Raw genomic sequence first — 11,599 nt, forward strand, 5'->3', positions numbered from 1 at the left:
TCCGCCTGCTGGTCCGGCCGCCCTCCGCAGGGCGGCCCACCATGCAGGTCGAGTAGCCGCCGCAGGCGGCGTATCGAGACCCCGCGTGTGCAGACGGCGGATCTCGATACGCCCGCGCAGCGGGCTACTCGATCAACATATGGGCGCCCGCGGAGCAGGCTCCGTGACCCTCGGAAGGCGCCCGGGCAGCGGGCTCCGCCAGCATGAAGGCGCCCGCGGAGCGGGCTCCGCGATCAACGGCCCGGACGGGTCAGGACTCCGGGACCTCGATGCGGGGGAAGAGCGGGGCGAGGGTGCCGACGGTGGTGCCGACGGGCAGCTGTCCCCACTCCCCCGCCGCGCGCAGCGGCTGGGCGGTGAGCGCGCCGAGCGCGTCCTGCACGCCGAGCGCCTCCCAGAGCGCCGTGGTCGCGCGGGGCACGACCGGCGAGAGCAGCACCGCCAGGGCGCGCAGCCCCTCCGACGCCGTGTAGAGCACGGTGCCGAGGCGCTCGCGCTCGTCCTTCTTGGCCAGGGCCCACGGCTCCTGCTCGGTGATGTAGCCGTTGAGCTCGTCGACGATCGTCCAGACGGCGGTGATCGCGTCGTGGATCGCGAGGGTCTCGATCGAGCGGTCGGCCGCGGCCGCCGCCTCCGCGACCGTCGCCTGCACGCGCTCCTCCGCCTCGCTCACTGCCGAGGGCTCAGACACGACGCCGTCGTAGTAGCGGTGCAGCATGGCGATGACCCGCGAGGCGAGGTTGCCGAAGCCGTTGGCGAGCTCGGCCTGGTACCGCGCCGCGAGGTCCTCCCAGGAGAAGGAGCCGTCCTGGCCGAAGGTGATCGCCCTCATGAAGTAGTAGCGGAACGCGTCCGACCCGAAGGTGTCGGTGATCTGCTCCGGCGCGATGCCGGTCAGCTTCGACTTCGACATCTTCTCGCCGCCGACCAGCAGCCAGCCGTGGCCGAAGACCTGCTTGGGGACGTCGAGCCCGGCGGCCATCAGCATCGCGGGCCAGATCACCGCGTGGAAGCGGAGGATGTCCTTGCCGACGATGTGGGTCGCCGGCCAGCGGCGCTCGAACTCCGCCTCGTCCTGACCGTAGCCGACGGCGGTGATGTAGTTCAGCAGCGCGTCGAACCAGACGTAGACGACGTGCGAGTCGTCCCAGGGCACCTTGACGCCCCAGTCGAAGCTCGAGCGCGAGATCGAGAGATCGGCGAGGCCCTGGCGCACGAAGCTGACGACCTCGTTGCGCGCCGACTCGGGCTGCACGAAGTCGGGGCGCTCCTCGTAGAGCGCGAGCAGTCGCTCGGTGTACTCGCTCATCTTGAAGAAGTAGTTCTTCTCCTTGAGCAGCTCGACCGGCTTGGAGTGGATCTTGCAGACGTACTGCCCCTCGTACTCGCCGGTCCCCTCGTCGAGGTCGGAGAGCTGCTTGTACTCCTCGCAGCCGACGCAGTAGTAGCCCTCGTACTCGCCGGTGTAGATCGCGTCCTCGTCGTAGAGCTTCTGCAGGAACTTCTGCACGTTGACCTCGTGGCGCTGCTCCGTGGTCCGGATGAAGTCGTCGTTGGCGATGTCGATCGTCGACAGCAGCGGCTTCCAGGAATTCTGCACGAGCCGGTCGGCCCACTCCTGCGGGGTCGTCCCGTTCGCGGTGGCGGTGCGCAGGATCTTCTGGCCGTGCTCGTCGGTCCCGGTCAGCAGCCAGGTGTCGTCGCCCGCCTGGCGGTGCCAGCGGGTGAGGACGTCGGCGGCGACCTCGGTGTACGCGTGCCCGATGTGGGGGACGTCGTTCACGTAGAAGATCGGGGTCGTGAGATAGAAGGAGGCGCCGTCGGACATGGCGACCATCCTAGGGTTCGCCGCCGGGGCCTCCCGCTGTGTGACAGAGCGGTGCCGGACGCGACCCGGGCCGGGGCTCAGCCGCGACGGGACGCGAGGGCCGCCTCGTACAGCGCGCGCTTGGAGAGGCCGGTGATCTCCGCGACCTCGGCCGACGCCTCCTTGAGCCGCGCGCCGGCCGCGACACGCTCGAGCACGTCGGCGAGCCCGTCCTCCAGGGACGCCTCGCGCTCGGGGGCGCCCTCGACCACCAGGCAGATCTCGCCGCGGAGGCCGTCGGCCGCCCACTCGGCGAGCTCGGCCGCGGTGCCGCGGCGGACCTCCTCGAACATCTTGGTCAGCTCGCGGCAGACCACGACCCGTCGCTCGGGCCCCATCGCCTCGACGAGATCGGCGAGGGAGTCGCCGATGCGGTGCGGCGACTCGAAGAAGACCATCGTCCGGCGCTCGTCGACGAGCGAGCGGAAGAGCGTGACCCGCTCACCGTGCTTGCGCGGCAGGAAGCCCTCGAAGCTGAAGCGGTCGGTCGGCAGACCGGAGACGGCGAGCGCCATCAGGACGGCCGACGGGCCGGGCAGAGCGGTCACGCGGACGCCGGCGGCGACGGCGGTCTCGACGAGGTGGTAGCCCGGGTCCGAGACGGTCGGCATGCCGGCGTCGCTGAGGACGAGGAGGTCCTCCTCGCGGGCGAGCTCGACCAGCTCGGCGGAGCGCTCGCGCTCGTTGTGGTCGTGCAGGGCGTAGAGCTGCGGGCGGTTCTCGATCCCGAGGGCGCGGAGCAGCTGGATGGTGACGCGGGTGTCCTCGGCGGCGATGTGCCGGGTGCTCTCGAGCGCCTCGACGAGCCTCCGCGTCGCGTCGCCGAGATTGCCGATGGGCGTGCCGGCCAGGATGATCATCCGTCCATCCTCCCAGTCGGCGCGCGTCGGCGGCCGAACACGGCCCGGTGGCGGATCCGCGCGCCGTTAGCATGGCCGGGTGACGGACCGACCGCAGCGCGACTTCGACGACCTGCTCCTCGACTCCGCGGGGGCCTCGCGCGCCGTGCCGGTCGGGCCCGCGGACGGGAGCACCGCCGGCGTCACTGCCGCGAGCACCGCCGAGAGCGCCCCGACGACGCGCGTGCGCGAGAGCGCGCCGGACCTGCCCCGCGGCTCCTGGTTCGACGACGTGCACGACCGCCTCGTCGCGACCACCGCGCGCCGCCGGCTCTGGGAGCTGGGGCTGCCGATCCTCGTCGTCGTGGTCGCCGCCGTGCTCCGGCTGTGGAACCTCGGGCACCCGCGCTCGCTGGTCTTCGACGAGACCTTCTACGTCAAGGACGCCTGGACGCTCTGGAACCTCGGCTTCGAGGGCGCCTGGCCGGAGAACCCCGACCCGGGCTTCGCCACCGGCGCCGTCGACGTCTTCACCGGAGCGCCGTCCTTCGTGGTGCACCCGCCGCTGGGCAAGTGGATCATCGGGCTCGGGATGGGCCTGCTCGGCGCGGACGACAGCGTCGGCTGGCGCCTCGCCACCGCGATCGTCGGCATCCTCGCGGTCGCCCTCGTGATCGTGATCGGGAAGCTGCTCTTCCGCTCCACCTTCCTCGCCTCGCTCGCCGGCCTGCTGCTCGCGATCGACGGCCACGCGATCGTGATGTCGCGCGTCTCGCTGCTCGACGGCATCCTGATGTTCGTCGCCCTCTGCGGTGTCGCCGCGATCCTGCTCGACCGGCGTTGGGCCGAGGAGCGGATGGCCGTGAAGGTCGCCGCGGGCGACCTGCCGAGCTGGGGACCGGTGCTCTGGTGGCGGCCCTGGCTGCTGACCGCCGGTCTGATCTTCGGCCTCGCCGCGGGAGTGAAGTGGACGGGCATCTACTTCCTCGCCGCCTACGGCGTCTACGCGGTCGTCGTCGACGCGCTGCTGCGCCGGCGCGCGGGCGTGCCGTTCTGGGTCAGCGGCGCGATCCTCAAGCAGGGGCCGGTCACCTTCCTCCTGGTCGTGCCGATCGCGCTGATCGCCTACCTCGGCACCTGGCTCGGCTGGCTGCGCACCTCGGGCGGCTGGGCGCGGCAGTGGGCGACGGAGGCCCCGGGCAACGCCTGGACCGGCGCGCTCGCCTGGGTGCCGGACTGGGCGCAGAGCCTCTGGCACTACCACGTGCAGATGTACGACTACTCGATCAATCTGCGCGCCACGCACCCCTACGAGGCGAACCCGCTGACCTGGCTGCTGATGCTGCGGCCGACGAGCATGTACTTCGTCGACCAGGCGACCGGGGTCGACGGCTGCGCGGCGGTGCGCTGCGACGAGGCGATCACCTCGGTCGCGAATCCGCTGATCTGGTACGCCGGCGTGCTCGCGCTGGTCTACCTGCTCTACCGGCTCGCGCGCTACCGGGAGTGGCGCGCCGGCTTCGTGCTGATGGGCATCGTCGCCGGGTACCTGCCCTGGATGCTGTACCTGGACCGCACCGTCTTCCAGTTCTACTGCGTGGTCTTCGAGCCCTACATGATGCTGGCGCTCGCCCTGACGGCGGGGGTGGTGATCGGCAAGCGGGGTGACGAGCGCGGCAGACGCACGCGCGGCATCGTGATCGTGCTGATCTTCGTGGTGGTCGCGGCGGCCCTGACCGCCTACTTCTACCCGCTCTGGACCGGGCAGCAGACGTCGTTCTCGTTCTGGCAGGCGCACATGTGGTTGCCCTCGTGGGTCTGATCGCCCGGATCGGGCCCGGGCTCGCGGCCTGCGCGGCCGCGGCGGTCCTGGCGTTCGCGGTGCACCTGGCGATCCCCGCCGTGCCGATGCTGACGGCCGCCGTGGCGCTCGGCATCCTGGTCGCGCAGCTGCCGGCGGCCCGCCCGCTGCTCAGCGGCCGGCTGGCCCCGGGGCTCAAGTTCTCCTCGCGCACGCTGATGCGCGCCGGCATCGTCCTGCTGGGGCTCAAGCTCTCGCTCGTCGACATCGCTTCGCTCGGCTGGGGAGCGATCCTGATCGTCGTCGCGATCGTGCTCGCGACCTTCGGGCTGACCTACGGACTCGGGCGCGCACTGCGCCTGCCCGGCCGCGAGCCGCTGCTGCTGGCCGCGGGCTTCTCGATCTGCGGGGCCTCGGCGATCGGCGCGATGGCCGGGGCGACCCGCGCGAAGGAGGAGGAGCAGGCCGTGCCGGTCGCGCTGGTCACCCTCTGCGGCACCCTCGCGATCGCGGTGCTGCCGGCACTGCGCTACCCGCTCGGCCTCACGGACGTGCAGTTCGGGCACTGGGTCGGCGCGTCGGTGCACGACGTCGGCCAGGTGGTGGCGACGGCGCAGGTCGCGGGGGCGTCGGCCCTCGCGATCGCGGTGGTCGTGAAGCTGACCCGCGTGGTGATGCTCGCGCCGATGGTGGCGGTCGCCGCTGCCGTGACGCGACGCGGCGGAGACGAGGGCGGACCGCGCCCCGCGATCGTGCCGCTGTTCGTGGTCGGCTTCCTCGCGGCGGTGCTGCTGCGGACGCTCCTGCCGCTGCCGGAGGGCGTGCTGGTCGCGGCGGACACGGCGCAGACCTGGCTGCTGGCGGCGGCGCTGTTCGCGCTCGGGAGCGGAGTGCGGCTCCGGGCGCTGCTGACGACCGGCTGGCGGGCGCTGGTCGTCGCGCTCGCCTCGTGGTTCGCGATCGCGGTGATGTCGCTGGCGGCGGTGCACGCGACGCTGTGACGGTCGTCGAGGCGCGACGCTTCGAGTGCTCGGAGCCTGGGACTGTTACGGGATGCGTCGCTCCGGTGGCCCGGTGTCGGCGGCGCCCGCTAGCGTCGATCGCATGGCAGATCGCGAGTACGGCTTCAAGACGCGGGCAATCCACGCCGGCAACATCCCCGACCCGGTGACGGGCGCGCGAGCGCTGCCGATCTACCAGACGAGCGCGTTCGTCTTCGACGACACCTCCGACGCGGCGGCGCGGTTCGCGCTGCAGAAGTACGGGAACATCTACTCCCGGCTCTCCAACCCCACCGTCGCCTCGTTCGAGGAGCGGGTCGCGAGCCTCGAGGGCGGCCTCGGTGCCGTCGCGACCGCCTCCGGCCTGTCGGCGCAGTTCATCACCTTCGCGGCGCTGGTTGGCGCGGGCGACCACGTCGTCTCCTCCGCCAACCTCTACGGCGGCTCGATCACCCAGCTCGACGTCACGCTGCGGCGCTTCGGCGTCGAGACCACCTTCGTCCAGTCGAACGACCCGGCCGACTACGCCGCCGCGATCACCGACAAGACCAAGGTGCTCTACGCCGAGACGATCGCGAACCCCTCCGGCGAGATCGCCGACATCGAGGGCCTGGCCGCCGTCGCGCACGCCGCCGGCATCCCGCTGATCATCGACTCGACCGTCGCGACGCCGTACCTCGTCCGCCCGATCGAGTGGGGCGCCGACATCGTCATCCACTCGGCCACCAAGTTCCTCGGCGGGCACGGCACCACGCTCGGCGGCGTCGTCGTCGAGTCGGGGCGCTTCCACTACTCGCAGGAGAAGTTCCCGCTGCTGCACGACGCCGTCGCCTCCTACGGCGGTCTCTCCTGGGACGGCAACTTCGGCGAGTACGGCTTCCTCACGCGCCTCCGCGCCGAGCAGCTGCGCGACATCGGCCCGGTCCTCGCCCCGCACTCGGCCTTCCTGCTCGCGCAGGGCGTCGAGACGCTGCCCTACCGGATCCAGGCGCACGTCGACAACGCCCGCCGCGTCGCGGAGTGGCTCGACGCCGACCCGCGGATCGAGGAGGTCTACTGGGCCGGCCTGCCCGCGCACCCGCACCACGAGCGCGCGCAGAAGTACCTGCCCAAGGGCCCCGGCTCGGTCTTCAGCTTCGTGGTCAAGGGCGGCCGCGCCGTCGGCCAGACCTTCATCGAGTCGGTCGACCTCGCCAGCCACCTCGCCAACATCGGCGACGCGAAGACGCTGGTGATCCACCCCGCCTCGACGACGCACGCGCAGCTCACCGAGCAGCAGCTGCTGCACGCCGGGGTGCTGCCGGGCCTCGTCCGGCTCTCGGTCGGCATCGAGGACGCGGACGACATCATCTACGACCTCGACCAGGCGCTCACCCGCGCGGTCGAGGCGCACGGCACGCCGGACGCACCGACCGAACTGCCGGACGACGTCTCGGTGACCATCGACTCCCCGACCGTGGAGGTCTGACCATGAGCGACACCGCAACCGGCATCGCTGCCGGCACCGCCGCGACCACCGGGGCCGACGACACCGTCGTCGCGCACCTGTCCAACGGGCTCAGCTGCTCCGTGCCGACGAACTCGCCGCTGGCGAAGCTGCTCAAGTCCCAGCGCACCTGGGTCGGGCCGGACGCGAAGAAGCGGCTCGACATCCTCCGCCGCGCGAAGACCGTCGCGATCGTCGGCGCCTCGCCGAACCCGGCGCGCTCGTCCTACTTCGTGTCGACCTACCTGCAGCAGTCGAGCGACTACGAGCTGTACTTCGTGAACCCGAACGCGAAGGAGATCCTGGGGCAGCCGGTCTACAAGAGCCTCGCGGACCTCCCCGTCGTGCCGGACATCGTCGACGTGTTCCGCAAGGCCAGCGACATCCCCTCGGTCATCGACGACGTCGTCGCCCTCGGCGCGCCGACGGTGTGGGTGCAGCTCGGCATCTGGAACCAGGAGGCCGCCGAGTACGGCGAGTCGAAGGGCCTCACCGTGGTGATGGACCGCTGCCTCAAGGTCGAGCACGCCCGCTTCCACGGCGGCCTGCACCTCCTCGGCTTCGACACCGGTCAGATCACCTCCCGCAAGACCCTGCGCTGACGCCGCCCTCCTCCTCCGCGAGATGCCACTTGTGCACGCTTTCCACGGCGTGTCGCGCGCACAAGTGGCATCTCGCGGAGGGGGTCAGTCGCCCTTCACGTTGACGAGCTGGCGGAGGGTGTGCCGGATCTCGACGAGGTCGGCCGCATCGGCCATCACCCGGTCGATCGGCTTGTAGGCCGCCGGGATCTCGTCGAGGAAGGCGTCGGTGTCGCGGTACTCGATGCCGGCCATCGCCTCGCGCAGCTGCTCGCGGCTGAAGGTCTTCCGCGCCGCCGACCGGGAGTACTCGCGGCCGGCGCCGTGCGGCGACGAGTTCAGCGACATCGCGTCACCGCGCCCCACCACCACGTACGAGGCGGTCCCCATCGAGCCGGGGATGAGCCCCGGCCGTCCGGCGTCGGCCTGGATCGCGCCCTTCCGGCTCACCCAGACGTCGCGGCCGAAGTGGTGCTCCTTCTCGGTGAAGTTGTGGTGGCAGTTGATCCGCTCCCGCTCCTGGACCGCGACGCCGCTCCACTCGGCGACCTGGCGGATCACCCGGTCCATCATCTCCTCGCGGTTGAGCAGGGCGAACCGCTGCGCCCAGCGCAGCTCGGCGACGTAGCGGTCGAACGGCTCCGTCCCCTCGACCAGGTAGGCGAGGTCGGGGTGCGGCAGCGCGATCCAGTGCCGCTCGCAGTACTCGCGGGCGACCCGGATGTGCGCCGTCGCGATCCTGTTGCCCACGCCCCGCGAGCCGGAGTGCAGGAACAGCCAGACCGCGTCCGTCTCGTCGACGCTCACCTCGATGAAGTGGTTGCCGCTGCCGAGCGAGCCGACCTGCAGCCGCCAGTGCTTCGCGGAGCGCGCCGGATCGAAGCCGGCCTCGGCGGCGAGCTCCTCCAGCTCGGCCACCCGCGGCTCGGCGGTCGCGACGACCTTCCTGTTCGCCGCGCCGGCCGACAGCGGCACCGCCCGCTCGATCTGGCGCCGCAGCTCGCCCAGGTCGCGGCCGGCGAGGTCGCTCCGGGAGAACTGCGTGCGGACGGCGATCATGCCGCAGCCGATGTCGACGCCCACGGCCGCCGGGATGAGCGCGCCGAGGGTCGGGATGACCGAGCCGACCGTCGCTCCGAGTCCGAGGTGGGCGTCGGGCATCAGCGCCAGGTGGGGGTGGATGAACGGCATCTCCGACGCGGTGAGCGCCTGCTGCCGTGCGTTGTCGTCAAGGATGCTCGCCCAGGAGACGAGCCGCTCCGTGATTCTCTGCATGGTCCTTCCTCTCGTGAAGGCCCGGCGGTCGCCGGGATCGGGGTGGGACGCGCTCGGGGCGGCGGGATGCCGCGAGCCGACCGCGAGGCCCCTCCCCTGCAGAGGAGTGCCGACGCACGAGGGCCCCGAGACGACGTCGTCCGGGAGCCCGCGGCGGATGCCTAGGGGTGCCGGACGACGCCGGGCTGGAGGTTCGCGAGATTGCGCTTCGAGCGTTCGAGCTCGACCGCGCCGACGAGGGCGCGGGGGCGATCGGCGACGAGCAGCTCGTCACTGGTCGATCGATTCGCGGTCACGGGCTGCTCCTTCCGGGCGTCGGGGGTGCGCTCTCCGGTGGTGCGCCCGCCGAAGCTAGCAGGGCCGCTGGTGCCGTGCAACCCGGGCGTGTCGCGCGGCGCGGGACGTCGGAGCACATCGGCGAAGGATCCTCCTGCCGTCCAGTGAGCACCTCCCCCTCGAGTCGGAGTCTCCTCCGCATCGCGTGGGCGCTCTCTGGGCGACCCCTCCGTGTCCCCGGATCCGTGACAGCGACAGGAGTAGGCAGGACGGGCAAGGGAGAAGCGAACTCCGCCGATCGTGACAACGAATCCGGCCGCCCGGCGGCCACGAAGAGGTGTACGAAACGATGAGAACCACCCGTCCCACTCCAGTCGCCCAGCGCCCGAGGCGCCTCCTGATCGCAGGGCTCGCCTGCGGCGCCCTCGCCCTCGGGTCGGTCGCCACGGCCCCGGCCGTCTTCGCGGCCGAGGCGCCGGTCAGCGCCGCTGCCGCGTCCGCCGCCGCCTGGCCCGTCGTCGCCGAGGGCGAGAACAGCGCCAACGCCCGCACGGTGCAGCACCTGCTGAACGCCGCCGGCGCCTCCGTGGACGCCGACGGCGTCTTCGGCCCCGCCACCGCCGCCGCGGTGACCTCCTTCCAGAGCGCGCGCGGCCTCTCGGCCGACGGCATCGTCGGCGCGCAGACCTGGGCCGCCCTGATCGCGACGGTGTCCTCCGGCGACTCCGGCGAGGCGGTCAGCGCGCTCCAGGTGCAGCTGAACAAGGTCGGCGCGAGCCTCACGGTCGACGGCGCGTTCGGTGCCGCGACCCTCGCCGCCGTGAAGAGCGTCCAGTCGGCGGCCGGGCTGACCGTCGACGGCGTCGTCGGTCCGCAGACCTGGCAGTCGCTCGTCGGCGCCGGCTCGGGCACCACGCCCGACCCGGGCCAGCCGGGCGAGACGTTCGCGACCCTCAGCGAGGAGCAGCTCGCGAACGTCCGCACGATCATCGCGGAGGGCAAGACCGCCGGCGTCCCCGAGTACGGCTGGGTCGTCGCCATCGCCACGGCGATGCAGGAGTCACGACTGCGGAACCTCTCCGGTGGCGACCGCGACTCGGTCGGCCTGTTCCAGCAGCGCCCGTCGGCGGGCTGGGGCGACGCGGCCGACCTCGTCGACCCGGTCTACGCCTCGAGGGCGTTCTACGGGGCGGCGAACAGCCCCACCACGAACACCGGCCTGACGGACATCGCCGGCTGGGAGTCGATGTCGGTGACCGAGGCGGCGCAGGCCGTGCAGGTCTCCGCCTACCCGGACGCCTACGCGCAGTGGGAGACCCTGGCGCGCGAGGCCGTCGAGAGCGAGGGATGAGGATCATGAGCACCACGGACATCAGAACGACAGAGATCAGCACGACCACCAGCACGGCGACCCCCGAGACCCGGCGCGCACGGAGTCTCGGCGCCCGCGCCCTCGCGGTCGTCACCGCCCTGCTGCTCGCCTTCGGCGTCAGCGTCGGGACCGCGACCAGCGCTCAGGCGGCCGACTGGCCCGTCCTCTCCTCCGGCTCGACCGGGGAGGACGTGACCACCGCGCAGTACCTGCTCCGCTCCTCCGGCCAGTCGCTCGCGGTCGACGGCGCGTTCGGCGCCGGCACGCAGTCGGCGGTCACCTCCTTCCAGTCCGGCGCGGGTCTCGCTGCCGACGGCGTGATCGGTGCGGCCACCTGGGGTGCCCTGACGGTGACCGTGCAGAGCGGCGCCTCCGGAGACGCCGTCAGCGCCGTCCAGACGCAGCTGAACGCGAACGGCGCGTCCGTCGCGGTCGACGGCGCGTTCGGCGCGGCGACCACCGCCGCGGTGCAGAGCTTCCAGAGCAGTGCCGGACTGACCGCCGACGGCATCGTCGGACCGGCCACCTGGAAGGCGCTCGTCGCCGGGACCGGTGGCGGCACGACGCCTCCCCCGTCGGGCGACGCCGCCGCGACCGCGCAGGCGATCCTCGACAACCCGGGGATCGAGCTCTACGAGCTGGGCTCGGACGCCGCCTCCACCTCGCTCGCGAACATCCGCGACACGGCCGCCGGCCAGCCGGCCAAGACGAGCCCCGAGGGCGACGCCGGCGTGACCTCGGTCGCACTGAACCCGGCCATGCTCGACGCGCTGCTGAAGCTGAACACGCAGTACGGCCACACCCTGCGGGTCACCTCCATCGCGGGTGAGGACCACTCCACCGGCTCCGGCCACTACACCGGCGACGCGGTCGACATCGACCTGATCGACGGCGTGCGGGTCTACGAGGGCGCCGACCACCAGGCGATCCAGAACGCCTGCGCCGAGATGGGCGCGACGCTCACGCTCGGCCCCGGCGACGCGGGCCACTCGGACCACGTGCACTGCGAGTTCTGACCCTCGGGACCTCGGTCCGGGTACTCGGAACAACAGGGGGCGGGCGCTCGATCGGGCGCCCGCCCCCTTCCGCGCGCGAGGCGTA

10 protein-coding genes are annotated in these 11,599 nt (G+C 72.1%); 6 read left to right on the forward strand and 4 right to left on the reverse strand.

Features of this window, described 5'->3' with window-relative positions; translation table 11 throughout:
• Window positions 1-250: 250 nt before the first annotated feature.
• Together metG and rsmI are read right to left on the reverse strand one after the other, a co-directional pair.
• Window positions 251-1,828, reverse strand: coding sequence for a methionine--tRNA ligase (metG, locus tag MT351_RS11465; RefSeq protein ID WP_243582236.1), 1,578 nt, complete (start codon window positions 1,826-1,828; stop codon window positions 251-253).
• Window positions 1,829-1,905: 77 nt separating this feature from the next.
• Window positions 1,906-2,727, reverse strand: coding sequence for a 16S rRNA (cytidine(1402)-2'-O)-methyltransferase (gene rsmI / locus MT351_RS11470; RefSeq protein WP_123447639.1), 822 nt, complete (start codon window positions 2,725-2,727; stop codon window positions 1,906-1,908).
• Between the two features lie 79 nt (window positions 2,728-2,806).
• Here rsmI and MT351_RS11475 point away from each other — a divergent pair, with 79 nt between their 5' ends.
• From MT351_RS11475 to MT351_RS11490, 4 genes are all read left to right on the forward strand, one after another.
• On the forward strand, window positions 2,807-4,528 hold the full coding sequence (locus MT351_RS11475; protein WP_243582237.1) for a dolichyl-phosphate-mannose--protein mannosyltransferase: 1,722 nt from the start codon (window positions 2,807-2,809) through the stop codon (window positions 4,526-4,528).
• A complete protein-coding gene (locus MT351_RS11480) occupies window positions 4,507-5,508 on the forward strand; it encodes a putative sulfate exporter family transporter (RefSeq protein WP_243582238.1) in 1,002 nt (333 codons plus the stop codon). The genes MT351_RS11475 and MT351_RS11480 overlap by 22 nt, the downstream gene beginning before the upstream one ends.
• A 103-nt stretch (window positions 5,509-5,611) precedes the next feature.
• Window positions 5,612-6,976: an O-acetylhomoserine aminocarboxypropyltransferase/cysteine synthase family protein gene (locus tag MT351_RS11485; protein ID WP_243582239.1), complete on the forward strand. Its 1,365-nt coding sequence runs from the start codon at window positions 5,612-5,614 to the stop codon at window positions 6,974-6,976.
• Between the two features lie 2 nt (window positions 6,977-6,978).
• A complete protein-coding gene (locus tag MT351_RS11490; protein WP_308197741.1) occupies window positions 6,979-7,596 on the forward strand; it encodes a CoA-binding protein in 618 nt (205 codons plus the stop codon).
• An 84-nt stretch (window positions 7,597-7,680) separates the two neighbouring features.
• Here the strand turns inward: MT351_RS11490 and MT351_RS11495 are convergent, their stop codons facing one another.
• Entirely contained in the window at window positions 7,681-8,850 is a 1,170-nt protein-coding gene (locus MT351_RS11495) for an RtcB family protein (protein ID WP_243582240.1), read from the reverse strand.
• 161 nt (window positions 8,851-9,011) lie between these two features.
• The gene (locus tag MT351_RS20010; protein WP_279398277.1) at window positions 9,012-9,146 is read right to left on the reverse strand and encodes a hypothetical protein; all 135 of its coding nucleotides are present in this window, start codon (window positions 9,144-9,146) and stop codon (window positions 9,012-9,014) included.
• Between the two features lie 329 nt (window positions 9,147-9,475).
• Between MT351_RS20010 and MT351_RS20015 the strand changes: the two genes are divergently transcribed.
• Together MT351_RS20015 and MT351_RS11510 are read left to right on the forward strand one after the other, a co-directional pair.
• The gene (locus MT351_RS20015) at window positions 9,476-10,477 is read left to right on the forward strand and encodes a peptidoglycan-binding protein (RefSeq protein ID WP_279398278.1); all 1,002 of its coding nucleotides are present in this window, start codon (window positions 9,476-9,478) and stop codon (window positions 10,475-10,477) included.
• Between the two features lie 5 nt (window positions 10,478-10,482).
• Complete coding sequence (locus MT351_RS11510; RefSeq protein WP_243582241.1) at window positions 10,483-11,514, forward strand: peptidoglycan-binding protein; 1,032 nt, start codon at window positions 10,483-10,485, stop codon at window positions 11,512-11,514.
• Window positions 11,515-11,599: the final 85 nt, after the last annotated feature.

This window comes from Rathayibacter sp. VKM Ac-2926 (genome assembly GCF_022815565.1).
GTDB classification, from domain to species: Bacteria; Actinomycetota; Actinomycetes; order Actinomycetales; family Microbacteriaceae; genus Rathayibacter; species Rathayibacter festucae.